Here is a 20,018-nt window from a genome sequence, read left to right as displayed (position 1 = left end):
CCTTGATTCATTGTAATCTTGTTATTCAACTTTAATTGTTCTATGACTACTTCCCTTCAAACACCAAGCCTTTGTGTTCACACCTGCAACTATTTTTCCTCCTGAACCTGAACTGCATTGACACAAAATTCGGCAATTTGTTTCACAAAGTAGTCTTTATAGTTTTGATCAAACATCACATTTCGAGACGGATTTAAAGGCTCAATCACCACAAAAGTCATGGCACCGACCACACAAAGTGCTGCGGTATTTAAATCTTCAAATCCAAACTCACCGTTAATTTTCCCTGCGGCCAGTATTTCTTTGATGCTCTGTTTAATCAGCTGTTTACTGCGAAAACGTTCATGTTCTAATTCAGCATCAACTGGTTCAAACATGAGTGAATACGCAAGTTGGGGGCTATTCATGGCACGCTTCACAAACGTGGTCACCGCTTTGTCTAATTTCTGTTTTGACGAGAGCTCACTTTCAGCAATGTGGTTCAAAATTTTCACCTCATGCTGAATGGCCTCCGAAAGAACCTCAATTAACACTTGGCTTTTGTTATCGAAGTAACGATATACCAAACCACTGGAAACACCTGCACGTTCAGCAATCGCTTGAATTTGTGCGTCCTTAATCCCCCCTTGAGCAATAAGTTCACGAGCGGATTGCAAAATCGCTTGGCGATTTTGTTCCATTCGTTCTTGCATCAACGATGATCTTTTATAACTCATAATTCTATTCTCAACCAGATAAAATGAATTGTAAATCAATTTGTGAATTTTAGTTCACTTTTTTAAAAATTCGATGTATTGTAAAAATCAAGCACAACAAAAATGCTTTATCAGGAACAACAAATACAATCATAGGATGAATGAAGAAATGACCTTCCAAAGCTTAACTTTCGGTTTAGATGAAACACTCATTGCACTGCGTGATTCCGTTGCGGCGTTTTGTGCCAAAGAAATTACTCCTATTGCCCAACAAGTCGATCAGAACAACAAATTCCCTGCTCAGCTATGGAAAAAATTTGGCGATATGGGCTTACTCGGTCTAACCGTCAGTGAAGAATATGGCGGTACAGGCCTAGGTTATTTAGCACATATCATTGCCATGCAAGAAATCTCACGTGCTTCAGCTTCGATTGGTCTTTCTTATGGTGCACATTCTAACCTATGTGTGAATCAAATTAACCGAAATGGCAGCGAGGAACAAAAACAACGTTATTTACCAAAGCTAATTTCAGGTGAGTATGTCGGAGCACTTGCCATGTCTGAACCAAACGCAGGCTCAGACGTAGTCAGCATGAAGCTCAAAGCTGAAGATTGTGGCGATCACTTTCTGTTAAATGGTTCAAAAATGTGGATCACCAATGGTGGCGATGCTGATGTGCTTGTGGTGTATGCCAAAACGGATTTGCATGCAGGCGCTAAAGGCATGACGGCTTTCCTTGTAGAAAAAGGCATGGAAGGTTTTAGTCATGGCACACATTTAGACAAGTTAGGTATGCGTGGTTCTAACACTTACCCACTCTTCTTTGACAATGTGAAAGTGCCAAAAGAAAACGTGATGGGCGGTGTAGGAAACGGCACCAAAGTACTCATGAGCGGTTTAGACTACGAACGTGCTGTTTTAAGCGCAGGTCCTTTAGGCATTATGGATGCCTGCATGGACACCGTGATTCCGTATATCCATGACCGTAAACAATTCGGTCAAGCGCTCGGCGAGTTCCAGTTGATGCAAGGTAAAATTGCCGATATGTATTCAACTTGGTTGGCATGTAAAGCGCTGGTCTATGCCGTGGGTGCTGAGTGCGATAAGGCTGACCATAGCCGTAGCCTACGTAAAGATGCAGCTAGTGCAATTTTATATGCTGCGGAAAAAGCCACGTGGATGGCAGGTGAAACCATTCAGACCTTAGGTGGAAATGGCTATATCAATGAATTTTCTGCAGGCCGTCTATGGCGCGATGCAAAACTCTATGAAATTGGCGCGGGAACTTCTGAAATTCGCCGTATGTTGATTGGCCGTGAACTGTTTAATGAAACAGCTTAACCCTCCACAACAATAAAAATGACAAGGATGTTCGTGATGAATCAATTACATAGCAAGATCAATATTCGAAGTGAAGACTTCAAAACCAACCAAACCGCGATGCAAAGCTTGGTCGATGACTTAAAGCAAAAAGCAGAACAAATTGCTTTAGGCGGCGGTGAAGCGGCGCGACAAAAACATTTGGCACGCGGAAAACTGTTAGCACGTGATCGTATTGATCAGTTAATTGATGCAGGCACGGCATTCCTTGAAATTGGTCAGTTGGCAGCACAAAACGTCTACGCAGACGATGTGCCTGCGGCTGGTGTCGTTGCTGGTGTAGGTCAGGTCAATGGTGTGACCTGCATGATCGTTGCCAACGATGCGACAGTAAAAGGCGGCACGTACTACCCACTGACTGTGAAAAAACACTTACGTGCTCAAGAAATTGCGGAGCAAAACCATCTGCCATGTATTTATTTGGTTGACTCAGGTGGTGCATATTTACCGATGCAGGATGAAGTTTTCCCTGACCGTGATCACTTTGGACGTATTTTCTATAACCAAGCACGCATGTCGAGCATGGGGATTGCCCAAATTGCGGTGGTAATGGGCAGTTGTACAGCTGGGGGTGCATACGTACCTGCCATGTCTGATGAAACCATTATTGTACGTAATCAAGGGACGATTTTCTTAGGCGGCCCACCACTGGTGAAAGCTGCAACAGGTGAAGTGGTCAGCAGTGAAGACTTAGGCGGTGGTGATGTGCATACTCGCCTGTCTGGTGTAGCGGATCATTTGGCTGAAAACGACGAACATGCTATTGCCATTGCTCGTAACATCGTAGCCAACCTGAATAAAACACCACATACGCGTGCAACAGAGATTGAAGAACCATTATTTGATGCAACAGAACTGTATGGTGTTGTGCCAAGTGATGCACGCAAACCATTCGATATTCGTGAAGTGATTGCGCGTATTGTCGATGGTTCACGGTTTGATGAATTCAAAGCTCGCTTTGGCACCACCTTAGTCACAGGTTTTGCCAAAATCTATGGCATGCCCGTTGGCATTATTGCCAACAACGGTATTTTATTTTCAGAGTCTGCACAAAAAGGGGCTCACTTTATTGAGCTCTGTACGCAGCGCAATATTCCCCTACTGTTCCTTCAAAACATTACTGGCTTTATGGTCGGTCGCCAATACGAAAATGAAGGCATTGCCAAAAATGGCGCCAAACTGGTCATGGCTGTTGCAACCGCAAATGTCCCGAAACTTACCCTTGTGATTGGTGGTTCATTTGGTGCAGGCAACTACGGTATGTGTGGTCGTGCCTATTCTCCACGCTTCATGTGGACATGGCCGAACTCGCGTATTTCAGTCATGGGTGGTGAACAAGCGGCAAGTGTATTGTCGACCTTAAAGCGTGATCAAATCGAAAAACGTGGCGAGTCTTGGTCTGCGGCAGAAGAAGATGATTTTAAACAACCTTTCCGTGACCAATTTGAACGTCAAGGCCATCCATATTATGCATCGGCGCGTTTGTGGGATGACGGTGTGATTGACCCTGCACAAAGCCGTCAGGTGCTCGGTTTAAGTTTAGCCGCAGCCTTAAATGCACCCATTCAACCGACCAAATTCGGCGTGTTCCGCATGTAGGAGATGAGCAATGAGCTTTCAATATTTACAACTCGAACAACGCGACCAAGTGGCAACGGTATGGATTAATCGTGCAGAAATGCATAATGCCTTCAATACTCAAGTGATTGAAGAACTGCACCGCTGCTTTAGCGAACTCAACACGCGTGATGATGTTCGTGTCGTGATTTTAGCTGGACGTGGCAAAAGCTTCTCTGCAGGTGCTGACCTGAACTGGATGAAAGAAGCGGGACAAGCCTCACAGGCTGAAAATGAAGCCGATGCATTGAAACTAGCGAAAATGCTACAAAGTTTAGCGACATTAAAACAACCGACCATCGCCCGTGTGCAAGGCATTGCTTTTGGTGGTGGCATGGGACTGGCTTCTGCCTGTGATATTTGTGTCGCAAGCAGCGATGCTAAGTTTGCAACCTCTGAAGTGCGCTTAGGTTTAGCCCCTTCAACCATTAGCCCTTATGTGATTCGTGCGATTGGTGCACGTCAGGCTTCACGCTACTTTTTAACCGCAGAGCGTATCTCTGCGGAGCAAGCCCTACACATTGGTCTGGCGCATGTAGTGGCCGATGCTGAACATCTGGATGAAAAAGTCGCAGAAATGGTCGATGCCTTACTTTTGGGTGGGCCAGAAGCACAAACGGCTTCAAAACAACTCATCCAAATGGTCGACCAGCAAGTGTTAACCGAAGCATTATTGTTGCAAACAGCACAACATATTGCCCATGTACGCCAAGGATCAGAGGCGAAAAATGGCTTAAATGCTTTTTTAAATAAACACAGTCCAGTCTGGATCAAGACAACGGCATAACAACAAGAAAGGATATCGATATGTTTAATAAAATCTTAATTGCGAACCGTGGTGAAATTGCTTGTCGTGTGATCCGAACTGCAAAAAAAATGGGCATTGCCACCGTTGCAGTCTATTCAGATGCTGACGCTCAGGCACAGCACGTGCAACAAGCCGACGAAGCCATTTATATCGGCGAATCTCCTGCTGCACAAAGCTATCTACAAATTGAACGTATTATCCAAGCTGCCTTAGATACAGGTGCAGAAGCAATTCATCCGGGTTATGGCTTTTTATCTGAAAATGACCAATTTGCCAATGCCTGCCAAAAAAACAACATTGTCTTTATTGGTCCACCTGTAGATGCCATTTTAGCCATGGGCCTAAAAGCCACCTCTAAATCTTTAATGGAAAAAGCAGGCGTACCGCTGACACCCGGCTACCATGGCACCAACCAAGATCCTGACTTTTTAAAACAACAAGCCGATGCCATTGGCTACCCTGTACTGATTAAAGCCAGTGCTGGCGGTGGTGGTAAAGGCATGCGTTTGGTTGATCGAGGCGAAGACTTTTTAAGCCATTTGGCTTCATGTAAAAGTGAGGCGCGTTCAAGCTTTGGCAATGATGATGTACTGGTTGAACGCTATGTAGTACAACCGCGCCATATTGAAGTGCAAGTTTTTGGTGATACACATGGTAACTATGTGCACCTCTTTGAACGCGATTGTTCGGTACAACGTCGCCATCAAAAAGTACTAGAAGAAGCGCCTGCACCCAAAATGGCAGAGCCAAAACTCGAAGCCATGCGCCAAGCCGCTATTGATGCAGCACGTGCAGTGGATTATGTCGGTGCAGGGACAGTTGAATTTATTGTAGAACAAGATGGCACGGCGTATTTCATGGAAATGAATACTCGCCTGCAAGTTGAGCATCCTGTAACAGAGATGATTACAGGGCAAGATTTGGTGGAGTGGCAACTGCGTGTAGCTTTTGGTGAACCACTACCTAAACAACAGCACGAGCTCAGTATTAATGGCCATGCATTAGAAGCGCGTGTCTATGCTGAAGAACCTGAAAAAGGTTTCTTACCTGCGATTGGTAAAATTCACTACCTGCACTACCCTCAGCAAAATGAGCATGTCCGCGTAGACAGTGGCATTGTTGAAGGGGATGAAATTACGACCTTTTACGACCCAATGATTGCCAAATTAATTGTTTGGGCGAAGAATCGTGAAGCAGCACTCACCCAAATGCACCATGCACTCAGTCAGTTTCATGTCGATGGCTTGGGCAATAACATTGCATTCTTAGACCGTTTGGTCCGTTCAGAATCGTTTAAAACCGCCAACCTAGACACCAACTTAATTCAACGTGAAGAAGCATTTTTACTGCAACACAATGAAACTGCCTCTTCAGAGCTCATCATCACGGCGGCATTGATTGAACTCTTGTCTCGCTTTGCCAGCAATAAAATAGCTGCAAATCCTGTATGGCAAGCCGAGTCTCTATGGCGTTTAAATATTAATGCTAGCTATGCCATTAAACTGGCACTGAACGATGAAGAACATAAAGTCTATTTCAGCCCAGCGGCAAAAGTCTTTACAGCAAAGTACAATGGACATAGCGTTTTCATTCAGGGTGAATTGTTAGAGGCACATTTAGCTAAAATTGAATGTGCAACAAGCAAAAAGACCTATGCTTATAGTTCAAATGCACAGGGCCTAACCCTTTATGCAGACGGTCAAAGCTATAAATTTGCACATATTCAGCCTAACTTTAATACGGAAGATGATGCTTCTGATGCCAACAACTTAAAAGCACCAATGCCGGGTGTGATCACGCAAGTCTTGGTACAAAACAACAGCGCAGTGAAAAAAGATGATGTCCTCCTCACGCTGGAAGCGATGAAAATTGAATATTCAATTCGTGCTCCACATGATGGCATTGTCTCTGCGGCTTACTTCCAAGTCGGTGATCAGGTCAAAGCGGGTGATGAATTGGTTGAGTTTTCAAGCTTGGAAGGTGCCGCATGAGTGAATTTGTCAGAATTGTCGAAGTCGGGCCGCGAGATGGTTTGCAAAATGAAAAGACACCGCTCACCTTGGATGACCGTCGTAAACTGATTTTAGATTTAATGCAGACAGGACTCAGTGCCATTGAAGTAGGCTCTTGCGTCTCTGCAAAGTGGGTTCCACAAATGGCACAAAGTGACGAACTCTTTGCCAGCTTACCCAAAGATCCGAATATCAGTTTTAGTTTACTGACTCCGAACTTGAAAGGGTTTGAATCTGCTTTGGCTGTCGGCTGTCAGGAGGTTGCTGTTTTTACTGCAGCCTCCGAAAGCTTTACCCAAAAAAACATCAATTGTTCCATTGATGAAAGCTTTGAAAAATTTGCAGACATCATGACTGCCGCTAAAGCCCATAACATCAAAGTCCGTGGTTATGTGTCTTGTATTGTCGACTGCCCCTATGAAGGCGCAATTGCACCGAGCAAAGTTGCACACGTCAGTCAACGTTTGCTGGACATGGGCTGCTATGAAGTGTCCTTAGGCGAAACGATTGGCACGGCGACACCAGACCGCGTGAAAAAAGTCTGGCAGGCGTGTTTAGCTGAAATGGATGCTGCGAGTTTAGCAGGACATTTTCATAATACCTATGGCATGGCGATTGCCAATATTTACCAGTCTTTAGAGCAAGGCATTCGTGTATTTGATTCGTCCATTGCAGGTTTAGGCGGCTGCCCTTATGCCAAAGGCGCATCGGGCAATGTCTCCACAGAAGACCTTTACTACCTACTCTCCAACATGGGCTATGACACAGGGATTGATCTTGATGCACTGATGGTTGCCAGTCAAAACATCAGCCAAGTACTACAACGCACCAATCCATCTAATTATGCCAATGCCTACTGGCAAAAGCGCTGTGCCTAAGCCATTCAATTGATAACGAGAACACTATGGTCAATAAAGTTTATTCAAGTGCAAAGGATGCACTGCAAGATGTGGTTCAAGATGGTCAAACCTTAGCGGTTGGTGGCTTTGGTTTATGCGGTATTCCAGAAAGTCTAATTACGGCCTTAAAACAAACGGGCGTGAAAAACCTCACCTGTATTTCAAACAATGCAGGCGTCGATGGTTTCGGCTTAGGACTCTTATTAGAAAGCAAACAAATCAAAAAAATGATCGCTTCCTATGTAGGTGAAAACAAAGAATTTGAACGTCAGTTCTTAAGTGGTGAGCTTGAAGTGGAGCTCACCCCTCAAGGTACACTGGCAGAAAAACTCCGTGCTGGAGGTGCAGGTATTCCCGCTTTCTTTACCGCAACAGGCGTCGGTACGCTTATTGCTGAAGGCAAAGAAGAGCGTGAGTTTAATGGCAAACCATATATTTTAGAAAACTCGCTCACAGCTGACATTGCACTCGTGAAGGCGTACAAGGCCGATACTGCAGGTAACTTAATTTTCCGTAAAACCGCACAAAACTTTAACCCTGCATGTTCTATGGCTGGAAAAGTCTGCATTGTCGAAGTTGAGGAAATTGTTGAAATTGGCGCTTTAGACCCAGACCAGATTCACCTGCCGGGTATTTATGTCAATCGGATTGTGCTAAATGCAACCCCTGAAAAACGTATCGAACAACTCACATTAAAAGAGGAGGCTTAACCCATGGCTTGGTCTCGTAATGAAATGGCACAACGTGCAGCGCTTGAGCTGGAAGATGGTTTTTATGTCAATTTAGGCATTGGCTTACCCACACTGGTGGCCAACTATATTCCTGAAAACGTCAACGTCTGGTTGCAGTCTGAAAATGGATTGTTGGGTACTGGCGAGTTTCCAACAGCCGAAACAGTCGATGCCGATTTAATCAATGCTGGAAAACAAACTGTTACTGCACGTCAGGGCGCCGCATTTTTCTCTAGTGCAGATTCTTTTGCCATGATCCGTGGAGGTCATGTCAATATCGCCATTTTAGGGGCAATGGAAGTCTCACAAAATGGCGATTTGGCCAACTGGATGATACCGGGTAAAAAAGTCAAAGGTATGGGTGGCGCGATGGATTTGGTTGCTGGAGTACAAAAAGTGGTGGTGCTCATGGAACACTCTGCAAAAGATGGTACACCGAAAATTGTCGAGCAGTGTAGCCTGCCCCTGACAGGTAAAAATGTCGTACATCGCGTGATTACTGATCTCGGTGTCATGGACATTACGCAGGAGGGTGTCAAATTAGTTGAACTGGTGAAAGATGTCAGTTTTGAAGACATTCAAAAAGTGACAGGCATTGCTCTGATCCGTTAATTCAACATCATTTATACCAATAGAAAAATAATCCAATGCCTTTAAAGCAGCGATCCTGTTTTAAAGGCATTTCTATCAGCACGGATAGGCTGAATCAAAAATTCATACCCCATAGATAAAAATGGAATCAATGCATGGAAAACTCTCAAAATATTTTGCAACGTTTTGCACTACGTGTCAGTGATTGGTCAGAGAAATGGTTTCCAGACTCTTATATTTTTGCCCTATTGGGTGTAGTGATCGTCGCGATTGCCTCGATCAGCATTGGCGCACCTGCCAAAGATGTCGCAGTTTTCTTTGGTGATGGTTTTTGGAGTCTGATCCCTTTTACCTTACAAATGTGTATGCTGATTGTGGTTGGTTATGTGGTTTCTGTTTCAAAGCCTGTAGAGCTGCTGATTCAAAAAATGGCCCGAATTCCCCATAGTGGTCGCGGTGCAATTGTTCTTGTTGCCACGGTCAGTTTATTAATTTCGCTGATTAACTGGGCAATGAGTACGGTACTGACTGCCCTGCTGGTGATTGCGTTAGCTAAACGCAAAGAACTGAATATGGACTATCGTGCTGCCGCTGCCGCCGCGATTATTGGTATGGGAGCAACGTGGGCCTTAGGTATTAGTTCTTCTGCGGCACAACTGCAAGCCAACAAATCCAGCCTGCCCGAATCGATTTACAATCTAACCGGTGTGATTCCCTTCACCGAAACCATTTTCTTGCCTCAGTCGATGATCATGACGGCTGTATTGATTATTGCCTCGATTGCTATTGCATTTTGGTCTGCACCCAAAGGGCAAGACATTAAAACCATTGATCAATTCCCCATCCAGTTTGAGGAAGAAACTAAGCCGACAGCAACCACAAAACGCCCAGGAGACTGGTTAGAGAACTCGCCTTTATTGAGTATCTTGATTGTGCTCTTGGGTCTAGTTTGGATGTTCAATGAGTTCAGCAAAAGTAATCCGATCTTGGCCATTTCAAGCCTAAATACCTACAACTTTATTTTCCTGATGCTGGGTATTGCACTACATGGTACGCCACGAAATTTCCTCAATGCTGTCACCAAAGCCGTGCCAGCAGTCTCAGGTGTCCTGATTCAGTTTCCACTGTATGGCAGTATCGCCTTTATGATGACGCAAGCACTGAACAGTCATGATTTGTCGCTATCACATTATATTGCTGAGTTTTTTGTTTCGATTGCCTCCAAAGAAACCTTTGCCATTGTGATGGGCTTATATTCTGCCATTTTAGGCTTTTTCATTCCTTCTGGCGGTGGTAAATGGATTATTGAAGCACCCTATGTCATGCAAGCTGCACATGATTTGAAAGTGCATTTAGGCTGGTCGGTGCAAATCTATAATGCTGCTGAAGCCTTGCCGAATTTAATCAACCCATTTTTTATGCTGCCCATGCTCGGCATTCTCAAATTAAAAGCCAAAGATGTGATTGGCTTTACCGTCACTCAATTGGTTTTCCACCTACCTTTGGTGCTGTTCCTGCTTTGGATTTTAGGCCGTAGCCTGACCTATATGCCACCTACCTTCTAAACGAGGACAAAAAATACAATCTAAATAAAAAAAGGACGAATCATATTCGTCCTTTTCTCATTCTATAAATACTCAAATAAAGCGTATTTTTTACCTAGCCCAACTAATTAAACACATTATTTAAATACACAATGCGCTCATTGGTTTTTTGATTAAAGCACTTGGTATATTGCAATTGTTGATCTTGGGCACGTAAAGCATCATCCCAATATTGCGACTGCTTTTGATAGGTTTCTTTTTCACTATCCGTCATTTGGTAGACACTTTTTTGGGAAATCACTTTACAGTCCACATCACGCTTTTCAAACCACTCCGTTTGGTCTTGTTGTAGCTGCTGTTTTTGTTCCTCAGTGAAATTGTCCCAAGTTTGGTTAAGACGTTCCACTACCTTGACTTGGTCAGCGTCCAATTCTTTCTTACGAATATTCATGGCTTTCTGTGCCAGTTCCATCTGCGCAACTTCTTGCTCATTATATTGTTTTATATTCTTTTGTATTTCTGCATTTTCTTTTTCATATGCCGCAAACTGAACCGCATGCTGAGTCACCAACACTACACCATCAATCACGCCATTTTGATTCGGTACATTGAGGCTAATGCCTTCTTTATCCGTTTTAATAATGTTATAGCTAAATGCACCTTGTAGCTGATCATTGTCTAAGTTGAGTGAATATTCACCCTCTTCTAAGACATCACGTAAAGTACTTTGATAACCGTCCTCACACTCTTCGCATGGACGCGCTAAAAACGCATTTTCAGCACGTTTCTGTAACCCTTTCGGGAAAATCACCACCAACTGGCTTTCGCAGTCCAATTGCTTCGCAGTTTCAGGTTTTTCTGTAGTTGTTGAAATCCCTTTAATTTCAAAGCGAATACCGTTATTAATCTGCGTTAATAATTTTTCATCGGCCTCATATTCACGGCTATCACGCAGACGACGGTCTAGGGCTTTTAAGTATTCAGCTTTTAAATGCGCTTGAATTTGTTCAACGTTGGCAGGAGCCGTACAACTCCAATCTGACATTTCTTGCGGTTCAGCAACCGTTTCTGTTTTATTCTCGGTTCGGTTACAAGCACTTAAAAATAAACTGCTCAAGATTAGACTGGCAAAAATTGTTTTCTTCATCATTGTTATAAAACCATAAGGCTGTTGTTTTTCGCAGCGTATTTAACCAAAAAATAAGCTTTTATGCGAGTAGCTAAATAAAAGAACCCTGCCGTAGCAGGGTTAAAACATCGCTTAGTTGACCTTTTCAACACCACGATCATCCACTTCACGCACCACGCCAGAGTCTGTATTTAAAACCTCAAACTCGATACGGCGGTTTTTAAACTTGCCTTCATCGGTTTGATTGTCTGCAATTGGCTTTTCTTGCCCATAACCAATGGCTCTCAACTGCGCAGGATCGACACCTTTAAAAATTAAATAATCCACCACCGCTTGTGCCCGATTTTGCGACAAAGTTTTATTGACTGCCGCATCTCCCGTTGCATCTGTATGCCCCATCACGGTAAGTTTGACTTGCGGTGCTTTTTGCATAAGCGCTGCGGCCTGATCCAAGATCGACTTATTGGCATCAGGTATCGTCGATGAAGCTGTATCAAAGTTAATAATTTGCAAATTCAATGCCGTGGCAACATCTAATGCTCGAACTTGCTCAGGATTAATTTCTGCCAGCGCACGCTCAGCATCACTAATACTGGTATCCACGGCACGGTTTACATCCAGTGGTTGCTGCGTCACAACTGTCATATTACGCAGTAAAGGTTTAATTTGATCTGCCACTTTAAGTGCATTGGCTGGATCTTGTGATTGAATCGATAACTGATTGCCAAACCATGTTAAATTTATATTTGGCACACCTTTCAATGCACTGATTACACTGGGTATCGCATCTTGGTCAATAAATTCAGTGTGATACATACTCTGCATATCTGCACCACAGCCGATGCTATTATTAAAAATTTGCTTTACTTCTTTTTGCAAAATTTCAACATAAGCTGCATTGGCTGAGAAAATTTGGCAAGTGACCAAGTCTCCTCTTGCCCCTGTGGTGATTTGAAATTTAGCAGGTTGGCTGGCATTCACATTTGCAACTGGTGCTGTTTCAGTCGTGGCTTTTTCGGTACAGGCCCTAAAAATAAAAGCAAACAATGCCGCAAAAATAATTAAAGCCAAAATTGGCAGTAAAAATGACCGTTTCTCATCTACTTTTGTGGCATGTACACTTGCAGGTGCGACATGTGTAGCCTGTCCTTGTAAGGTATTTACCCCTAATCCAGCCAGTAACGCGCTTGCCCACTCAGGTAATGCACGACTAATGGAATCTGTGTTGACCTCTAGTAAATGGGAAATCGCTTCAGGTTCTGAAGAGCCTGCCTCAGTGGCTAAAAATGCTAATGTAGGTGTAATCGAACGGCTCAAGGTACTTTCAATTTCATCTGCGGGTGCTGGCCCGCGGACATGCTCCAAAAACTGTTGCTTTAGACTGACATTCGATGCAAAAGCATCATTGAGACGTGGATTCAACTGCTGTTGAAATGCAGGAATCAATTCAGATTTTGACTTTAATATAGACAGTAAAATTGGTAAAAAGGATTGAATTGCTTGATTTTTTTCAAGTAAATGTTGTGTATCACCCTCTAAAACAATTGCAGAGACATTTTGTTTTAGTAAATCCATAAAATCGACATTCATGAAGTCTTACCCCACTTTTTCTCATTGTTTTCATCGTCATTTTTCAGTTTATCTGTTCATTTTTTATACTTTGTAAAATATTGTATTTACATCAGTTTTATCTAGGTCCAATAAAAAAGCCAGCCGAAGCTGACTTTTTAATCCACGTGTAATGCAATGTTTAAGCTGCAAAAGTTTTTAGAACTTTTCCTTTCACCACTTGATTGATCAAAGGTGTATTTTTACCTTGCGACAAAATATTGTCTTTATTCACAATCCAGTCTAACTCAGGATCAACCAATACCCAGCCTGCTTCAGCAGTCCAACGTTCAAGCATATTGGCTACCGTGGCAGGTGCAATCGTGACTTTTTCGACCCATTCCAAAGGACTAAATAAACCTTCACGTACCAATTGCACACCAAAAGCTACATAGGTATCAAAAGCAGTGATGCCCGGTTGCGTTTCAGCAAATGGTGCTAGCTTTGCAGAACTGCTTAACGGTTCATGATGTGTACAAATCGCATCGATCACTCCACTTTTCACACCTTGGCGAAGGAGCTCTTTATCCGACTCAGCACGTAACGGCGGACGGACATGTGCAAGTGAGTTAAAGCCATCAATCAACTGATCTGTTAAATGCAGCTGATGCATTGCCACATCACAAGTGACTGGCAGGCCTTTATCTTTAGCGATTTTGATCAAATCGACAGAAGTGCCTGTAGACAATAAGCCAAAGTGAGCACGAACACCCGTCGCTTCAATCATTAGCAAATACTTGGCAATCGCAATGGTTTCGGCAATCGCAGGGATGGTCGGTAAGCCCTGACGCGATGCCACAAAGCCCTCATGGACACAGCCATCTTTGGCAATTTGCGGTTCTTCTGCATAAAACACCACCGTCATACCAAGACCTGCTGCGTATTCTAAAGTGCGCAGCACCACATCATCGTCTGCAAAAGGTGCATTGGCATTTGAAACGGCTGTACAACCACCCTTTTTGAGACCCGCCATATTTGCAGGTTGCTTACCTTGTAAGCCTTGGGTTTGAGCACCAATCACTTCAAGATAAATACCACCATCCAGCATCGCTTTTTCCATCAGACCATGAATCAAAGCACCATTGTCTTGCACAATTGGTTTTGAGTCTGGCGGTGTAAACACATGCAAAATACCATTTTCACGCGCAGCACGACCTTCTGATTTTAATGTCCCGTGCTGTTGCTGACCCGGCTCACGTAGGCGTGCACATAAGTCCACCATCGTTGGCATCAACCACTTGCCTTGACCATCAATTGTTTCAGTGACATTGGCTGTTTCAGCAACCAACTTGCCATTTTCGATATATACCGTTTGAACCGTATCTGTTCGATGAATTGGGTCAAGAACACGTACATTTTCAATTTTTACAACAGTCATGACTTATTCCTTATACCGCAATCGCGTCTAACAAACCTTGCTCTTGCAGTTGACCTTGCATTGCAAGCGCCAAAACTGCCATACGTACAGCAATCCCATTGGTCACCTGATTTAAAATCACAGACTGTGGACCATCGGCAATACTGGAATCAATCTCTACACCACGGTTCATAGGTCCCGGATGCATTACGATGCAATCAGGTTTTGCCATTGCAAGACGTTCTTTGTTTAAACCGTACATTTTGTAGAATTCAGCTTGAGATGACAGCGCGGGCGAATCAATGCGTTCATTTTGAATGCGTAAGGTAATAATCACGTCGCAGTCTCGGATCCCTGCTTCCATGTTATTAAATAGACGTACGCCTTCACCATATTCATCAAAGCCGTATGGCAGTAGCGTGTTCGGTGCAATTACGCGAATGTCTTTACACCCCAGAGTTTGTAATGCAGCAACATCTGAACGCGCCACGCGTGAGTGTTTAATATCACCAATGATGGCAATTGAAATATCTTCAAATTTCTTTTTGGTTTCACGGCGAATGGTCAGCATGTCCAACATAGCTTGTGTTGGATGCGCATGACGGCCATCACCTGCATTGATAATTGCGACATGCGGACAAACGGTTTGGGCAATAAAATGTGCCGCACCCGACGAAGAATGACGTACTACAAAAATATCCGCAGCCATCGCTTCTAAGTTCCATAAAGTGTCTCTGAGCGTCTCCCCTTTGGAAGTACTTGAACGTGCGATATCGATATTTAATACATTTGCAGAAAGACGCTTTGCCGCTGCTTCAAAAGTGGTACGAGTACGGGTTGAGTTTTCAAAGAAAAGGTTCATTACCGTTCGACCTTCTAAGAGGTTGTTGGTAATCAGCTGATTTTGGTCATTAAAAAAGGACTGCGCGGTGTCCAATATTTTTGTAAGAGTTTCTTTAGAAAGGCCTTCGATGGTGAGGAAGTGTTTGAGATGACCATCTTGGTTGAGTTGAATCTGACTCGGAGTATGCAATGCTGCCAAGTGCATGAGAGATTCCTTGTACGTTAAGTTAACGCATTATACAGATTTTCTTTTTGATTTGGACCTCAGTTTAAAACAATTGCCTTAATTATCATCGGCTTCAAAACTAAGATTATGAAATTCTTATCTATTATTTCAACCAGTTAAATTAAACCATCAAAGGCTAAATTAGCCAAATTCAGAGTTCATCAAATTGCTATAAATATCAATTCCATAGAGTTTCTTATCTCATTTATCCCAAGCGGACATTTAAAAAAGCTCTCTTGCGAGAGCGATCCAACTTCAGCAACTCTTATCGTAAAGCGCCAATATAGTGATGTGACACTTGGGCACGGTAGATTTCTTCTTCAGTGGCTTCCAACTCATGTCGTGTCGTGTCGAGCTGTTTAGGTTTTTCGATCACGGCGGTTTCTTCATAGTTAAAAACATCCATGACACTGTCTAAACGACTCACCAATCGAATCAGTTCAGCATCTTCTGTACTTAAAGCAAGCTCTGCCATCTGACGTGCATAACTTGGATTTTCCACCAAATACATCACATCAATTACACGCCCCGATACACGGCGCAGACGTGCATAAAGTAAAGTTGCAATTGAAAAAGCATCAGCATGACTTACAACACCGCGATCTAACTTGGTCGACATATTCATCCCCTTTCAAGTGAAAAATTTTTACTGACAATCTATCAGAAATCAGTCAGCAAATTAAACTTGCAAGGATTTAGCAAAATACGTACCAAAAACGTTATTGTTCACATGGTGATTCATTTATTTTGATATTTCCGCTGAGTAGAGGCATATTTAAAAAACCATTCAGAGGCAAAATACGTTAAACTTTAGCGAGTTTATTTTGTTTTATTTTGGTCTCTCAAATTTATGAAAACCGCTTCGCGTTTAAGCAGCTATTGGGTTACGTGTGCCGATGGCTTAGAAACCTTACTCCAAGAAGAATTAGAAGGTTTAGGTGTTCAAAACATTGAACGTTTTCCTGGGCGTTTAGTTTTCAAAGGTACACTGGAACATGCCTATCGCATTTGTATGTGGTCGCGTCTTGCGTCACGTGTACTCACACCCATTCATGTCCATGAACTGGAATTTAGCCATGACGCACGTGATGTTGCTGAAGAGCTCTACGAAGGTGCAATGAACTTTGACTGGTCGCTGATTTTTGCACCACAAAGCACCTTCGCCGTTCGTTTACATATTGAACGTGAAATTAAGGTGAACAGCCAGTTTGCAACTTTACGTGTAAAAGACGGTATCGTGGATTCATTCATGGAAGCTGTCGGTAAGCGTCCAAGTATTGATATTAAGCAACCTGAAATTACCATTTATGCACTCGCAGGAAAAACTGAACACACCTACTGTTTAGACTTATCTGGTGATTCACTGCATAAACGTGGCTACCGTCGTTATATGACCGATGCCCCAATTAAAGAAAACTTAGCCGCTGCAATTTTACAAAAAGCCAAGCTCCTTGCAAAAAGACCCGATATTTTCCTTGACCCAATGTGTGGTTCTGGGACGTTCATTATTGAAGCATTGATGATGCTGACTGACCGTGCACCCGGTTTAGTTCGTCGTTTCGGTTTCAATGGCTGGAATGGCCATGATCATGATCTGTGGATGAGCATTAAAGCGGAAGCAGCTGAACGTCATCAAGCAGCCTTGGAACAACCGCTCCCTAAGTTCTACGCATTTGATGCAGACTGGGAAGCGGTAAAAGCCACCAAGCAAAACATTATTGCTGCTGGCTTTGAACGTGTACTTGACCAGATCCAAATCGAAGAACGGACTTTGGCTGACTGGCCAAACTTTGAAGCCGAAGGCAAAACCGCCTTTATTGTGACCAACCCTCCTTATGGTGAGCGTTTAGGTGATAAAGCCTCAAACCGTGCTTTATATTTAGGCTTATCTGCTTTACTGCAAAAGAACTTCCCAAATCAGACCGCAGCGGTCATCGCAGCAGCCGTTGAGCAAGCTGATGTATTGGCACTGAATGACCCGCAAACCATGCGTTTGATGAATGGTAAATTGCCAATTTACGTGCGTTCAGGTTCAGTTAAACCTGTTGCAGTGATCAAGCCATTCTTGGAAACATGGCAGCCTCAGCAGTTTGAAGCAATTGAAGGCGCTGAAGACTTTGCTAACCGTTTACAAAAGAACATGCAGACCTTAAAGAAATGGGCAGTAAAAGAAAACATTCACTGTTTACGTTTATATGATGCCGATCTTCCAGACTTTAACGTCGCAGTCGATTTGTATGGTGAACGTTTACATGTCCAAGAATATGCGCCACCAAAAAAAATCGATCCTGAAAAAGCCAAAAAGCGTTTCAATCTTGCTTTACAGGCAATTCGTGCGGTGACAGGTTTAGGCCGTGATGCGATTTTTATCAAAACGCGTGCGCGCCAAGAAGGTAAAAATCAATACACCAAGCAAAGTACAGCATCTAAGCGTTTTATCGTGCAAGAAGGCAAGGCAAAAGTCTTGGTCAACTTAACCGATTACTTAGATACAGGTTTGTTCCTAGACCACCGTCAAATCCGCTTACGTATTGCAAATGAAGCGCGTGGTAAACACTTCTTGAACTTGTACAGCTATACCTCTACAGCCAGCTTACATGCCGCTTTAGGTGGTGCAGCAAGCACAACCAGTGTCGATCTTTCAAATACCTATTTGAACTGGTCTAAAGAGAACTTCGTCTTGAACGGCTTAACAGTCGATCATGCTGATGAACAACATCAATTCTTTGCAAGCGACTGTTTTGAGTGGTTAAAAGAAGGTCATGAACAGTATGAGCTGATCTTTATTGACCCACCAACCTTCTCAAACTCGAAGAAGTTCTACGGTACCTTTGATGTACAACGCGACCATTTATCCTTGCTGAAACGTGCAATGAACCGTTTAACCACGGATGGTACTTTGTACTTCTCGAACAACTACCGTGGTTTTGAAATGGACGAAGAAATTTTAGCGTTCTTTGATGTCGAAGAAATTACCAGTGAAACCATTGGGCCTGATTTCAAGCGCAATCAAAAAATCCACCGTGCATGGAAAATTACCCATCCAAAAAACTAATGCACTGAAGATGAAATACCAGCAGGTCTTTCATCTTCACTAAATTATGTATTAGACAATGTTCAGATATAAAAAAGGGACGAAATACGTCCCTTTTATTATGTTAGATCATCATCTTTTACATTATTCAGTCAGGAAATTGGTTTGCCCATATTTGTAATCAACTGACATTTTCATGACATTCCCTTCACGTTTCACCTGCCCTGAACTCTGCATCGTCGAAAGCATGCTTTCGATCTCTTGATCAGACATGCTGATGCCTCCTTTTTGCAGATAATTATTCATGATGCGCGAGATCATATTTTTATCAAACTGAACATCTGCTCTGTATTCCATTAAACTCGGCATCATTTTCACCATACCCATCACCGTCGATTGATGACTCGGCATAATACGCCCCGTCACACTCGCTTGTGCAACCCCTTCCCCGATAGCAAATTGGTTCTCTTTGGATTCAAAACGGAAACCTTCATTGATCACTGCCAATAAAGCAGGCTCCATATCTTTTTCCATTGCCTCTTTTGCCAAACAACTGTTTTCACTTTTCGCCAAAATATCAAACAGCGTCTGTAATTTTTGTCGGTTTACATCGAGTACATTAAAATTAAACTGTACGTTTTGGACGGCGGGTGCTGAAGGCATTTTCATTTCATCTAGACGCAACAACATTTCAGTGTTTACAACTCGGTCTGTCAGTTCACTTTGCGTTTCTATACTAAAATTCTTTAGTTCAGCATTGATGGGTTTCTTAATATCTCGATCTGACATTTTCAGCAGATCCATCTGAATTTTGGTTTCACCCGCCTCAAGATACTCGCCATTCAATCCTTGGTTGCTTTCTAACTTCAGCCCCATCATTTGCAAATGTATATTTGGATCAGTGACTGTTAAATTTGGAATTTCAAGCTGCAAATCCAGTATCTTAAGCTGTTGTTCGATCGGTTTTGCCCGAAACTTTAATGTCATCGGGTCTAATCTAGACTGGAGTTGAGCCTCATTGCGGGTAATCACTGGCGTAGTCAAGGTACTATTCAAAGTCCCTAACCAGTTCACTTTGCTTTGTACTTTAAGTGGTTCCTTCAACAAAGACTGAATTGCACCGGGTGCCTGAGTAATGTTAATATCTGAACGAATCGCATATCCATTCCAACTCCGTTGAATATGATCCTGCCCCTTCAATTGGATCACTTCTTTCGGTTTGCATGGGTCTAGGACTAATTCAGCGGTCCAGTTTGCACTGCCATTTAAAGCCCCCATTTGAAATTGTTGATATTGCAACTTTAAATCATTCGACTGTTTGGTGCTGTGTTGATAATAAGCCTTCAAACTTTTATCCGCATAAAGATTCCCCCCTACTGCGACACAGCAAGCGTAAGTACGCCTCCAATACCCCACTTCAATTGAGTCATTTCTTCTATCTCAAGTTGTTTGTTTTTTATTAAAATAAATTATAAAGAGAATCTTTAAATAAAGATAATTGTTTTGCAAATAAACCCCTTAGATGCCATGCCCATCACATAAA

Annotated in this window: 16 protein-coding genes; 9 read left to right on the top strand and 7 right to left on the bottom strand. The window is 43.0% G+C overall.

The annotated features are described in order from the left end of the window. Positions 1-89: 89 nt before the first annotated feature. The gene (locus ACF8FD_RS13255) at positions 90-716 is read right to left on the bottom strand and encodes a TetR/AcrR family transcriptional regulator (protein ID WP_279732363.1); all 627 of its coding nucleotides are present in this window, start codon (positions 714-716) and stop codon (positions 90-92) included. 148 nt (positions 717-864) lie between these two features. Here ACF8FD_RS13255 and ACF8FD_RS13250 point away from each other — a divergent pair, with 148 nt between their 5' ends. From ACF8FD_RS13250 to ACF8FD_RS13215, 8 genes are all read left to right on the top strand, one after another. Continuing rightward, the gene (locus ACF8FD_RS13250; RefSeq protein WP_110975294.1) at positions 865-2,037 is read left to right on the top strand and encodes an isovaleryl-CoA dehydrogenase; all 1,173 of its coding nucleotides are present in this window, start codon (positions 865-867) and stop codon (positions 2,035-2,037) included. 36 nt (positions 2,038-2,073) lie between these two features. Further along, positions 2,074-3,675: a carboxyl transferase domain-containing protein gene (locus ACF8FD_RS13245; RefSeq protein ID WP_062033822.1), complete on the top strand. Its 1,602-nt coding sequence runs from the start codon at positions 2,074-2,076 to the stop codon at positions 3,673-3,675. Between the two features lie 10 nt (positions 3,676-3,685). Further along, positions 3,686-4,480 carry an enoyl-CoA hydratase/isomerase family protein gene (locus ACF8FD_RS13240; protein ID WP_234304751.1) on the top strand — a complete coding sequence of 265 codons (795 nt, stop codon included), beginning with the start codon at positions 3,686-3,688 and terminating at the stop codon, positions 4,478-4,480. Positions 4,481-4,500: 20 nt separating this feature from the next. Then, positions 4,501-6,492, top strand: a complete 1,992-nt coding sequence (locus ACF8FD_RS13235) for an acetyl/propionyl/methylcrotonyl-CoA carboxylase subunit alpha (RefSeq protein ID WP_234304750.1) — start codon at positions 4,501-4,503, stop codon at positions 6,490-6,492. After that, positions 6,489-7,391 carry a hydroxymethylglutaryl-CoA lyase gene (locus ACF8FD_RS13230; protein ID WP_234304749.1) on the top strand — a complete coding sequence of 301 codons (903 nt, stop codon included), beginning with the start codon at positions 6,489-6,491 and terminating at the stop codon, positions 7,389-7,391. The genes ACF8FD_RS13235 and ACF8FD_RS13230 overlap by 4 nt, the downstream gene beginning before the upstream one ends. Before the next feature lie 26 nt (positions 7,392-7,417). Further along, positions 7,418-8,122, top strand: a complete 705-nt coding sequence (locus ACF8FD_RS13225) for a CoA transferase subunit A (RefSeq protein WP_234304748.1) — start codon at positions 7,418-7,420, stop codon at positions 8,120-8,122. 3 nt (positions 8,123-8,125) lie between these two features. Continuing rightward, a complete protein-coding gene (locus ACF8FD_RS13220) occupies positions 8,126-8,755 on the top strand; it encodes a CoA transferase subunit B (protein WP_392453468.1) in 630 nt (209 codons plus the stop codon). A 134-nt stretch (positions 8,756-8,889) separates the two neighbouring features. Next, positions 8,890-10,299 carry a short-chain fatty acid transporter gene (locus ACF8FD_RS13215; RefSeq protein ID WP_234304746.1) on the top strand — a complete coding sequence of 470 codons (1,410 nt, stop codon included), beginning with the start codon at positions 8,890-8,892 and terminating at the stop codon, positions 10,297-10,299. Positions 10,300-10,402: 103 nt separating this feature from the next. On the opposite strand, the gene ACF8FD_RS13210 is transcribed toward ACF8FD_RS13215, so the two are convergent. The 5 genes from ACF8FD_RS13210 to ACF8FD_RS13190 all read right to left on the bottom strand — a co-directional run bounded on the left by ACF8FD_RS13210 (position 10,403) and on the right by ACF8FD_RS13190 (position 16,060). Continuing rightward, entirely contained in the window at positions 10,403-11,425 is a 1,023-nt protein-coding gene (locus ACF8FD_RS13210; protein ID WP_005400589.1) for a hypothetical protein, read from the bottom strand. 114 nt (positions 11,426-11,539) lie between these two features. Continuing rightward, complete coding sequence (locus ACF8FD_RS13205) at positions 11,540-12,997, bottom strand: OmpA family protein (RefSeq protein ID WP_234304745.1); 1,458 nt, start codon at positions 12,995-12,997, stop codon at positions 11,540-11,542. A 160-nt stretch (positions 12,998-13,157) separates the two neighbouring features. After that, positions 13,158-14,393, bottom strand: coding sequence for a dihydroorotase (locus ACF8FD_RS13200; RefSeq protein ID WP_234304744.1), 1,236 nt, complete (start codon positions 14,391-14,393; stop codon positions 13,158-13,160). A 10-nt stretch (positions 14,394-14,403) separates the two neighbouring features. Continuing rightward, positions 14,404-15,420, bottom strand: coding sequence for an aspartate carbamoyltransferase catalytic subunit (locus tag ACF8FD_RS13195; protein WP_218288250.1), 1,017 nt, complete (start codon positions 15,418-15,420; stop codon positions 14,404-14,406). Positions 15,421-15,706: 286 nt separating this feature from the next. Beyond that, positions 15,707-16,060 carry a hypothetical protein gene (locus ACF8FD_RS13190; protein WP_234304743.1) on the bottom strand — a complete coding sequence of 118 codons (354 nt, stop codon included), beginning with the start codon at positions 16,058-16,060 and terminating at the stop codon, positions 15,707-15,709. 231 nt (positions 16,061-16,291) lie between these two features. On the opposite strand from ACF8FD_RS13190, the gene rlmKL reads away from it, so the two are divergent. Beyond that, on the top strand, positions 16,292-18,496 hold the full coding sequence (gene rlmKL, locus ACF8FD_RS13185; protein ID WP_234304742.1) for a bifunctional 23S rRNA (guanine(2069)-N(7))-methyltransferase RlmK/23S rRNA (guanine(2445)-N(2))-methyltransferase RlmL: 2,205 nt from the start codon (positions 16,292-16,294) through the stop codon (positions 18,494-18,496). A gap of 123 nt (positions 18,497-18,619) precedes the next feature. Here the strand turns inward: rlmKL and ACF8FD_RS13180 are convergent, their stop codons facing one another. Beyond that, positions 18,620-19,822, bottom strand: a complete 1,203-nt coding sequence (locus ACF8FD_RS13180; RefSeq protein WP_392453467.1) for a DUF945 family protein — start codon at positions 19,820-19,822, stop codon at positions 18,620-18,622. Between the last annotated feature and the right edge of the window lie 196 nt (positions 19,823-20,018).

The organism is Acinetobacter sp. TYF_19, assembly GCF_043105125.1.
Taxonomy (GTDB): Bacteria; Pseudomonadota; Gammaproteobacteria; order Pseudomonadales; family Moraxellaceae; genus Acinetobacter; species Acinetobacter johnsonii.
This window is presented reverse-complemented; position numbering and strand designations above follow the sequence as displayed.